1 pseudogene is annotated in these 477 nt (G+C 69.8%); it reads right to left on the bottom strand.

Features of this window, described 5'->3' with window-relative positions:
• Nucleotides 1–288, bottom strand: a pseudogene (locus HW466_RS31335) (hypothetical protein); the annotation flags it as partial.
• Nucleotides 289–477: the final 189 nt, after the last annotated feature.

The following is a 477-nucleotide window of genomic DNA, read 5'->3' as shown; positions in this document are numbered from 1 at the left end:
CATCGCGTTGCCGGCCGCCGTGCCGGCGCCGCCGCCGAGCGCGCCGCCGATGATGGCACCGGTGCGCTCGCGCCGGCTGGAGGTGACCGCGCCGCCGGCGCCGCCGCCCACCGCGCCGCCGATCACCGCGCCGGTGCTGCCGCCCACCGCGCCGCCGAGCGCGGCACCGGCCACGCCGCCGAGCGCGCCGCCCAGCGCATTGTTCAGGTCGCCGCGCGCGAGGGCCGGCATCGAAACGGCGGCGCCCAGGGCCGCGACCGCGACGAGTTTGATCAGTGTGTTCGCCATGATGAACGCTCTTGTTCGTTGAAGTACGGGGTTGCGTGAACCAATGGCGCTGAGTGTAGCCAAGCGATCGAAAGGAAGCTGTAACGCGCGGGATCGCCGTCCGTAAGAGGTGTAACAAAAATGTCAGGAGCGACGGGGCATGCCAAAAAAATCCCGTCGCACCCCACTGGCTGTAAAAACTACAGGCGC

This window comes from Burkholderia territorii, assembly GCF_902833055.1.
Taxonomy (GTDB): Bacteria; Pseudomonadota; Gammaproteobacteria; order Burkholderiales; family Burkholderiaceae; genus Burkholderia; species Burkholderia territorii.
Note: the sequence above shows the minus strand (reverse complement) of the source record. Positions and strands in the feature narration are given on the sequence as shown.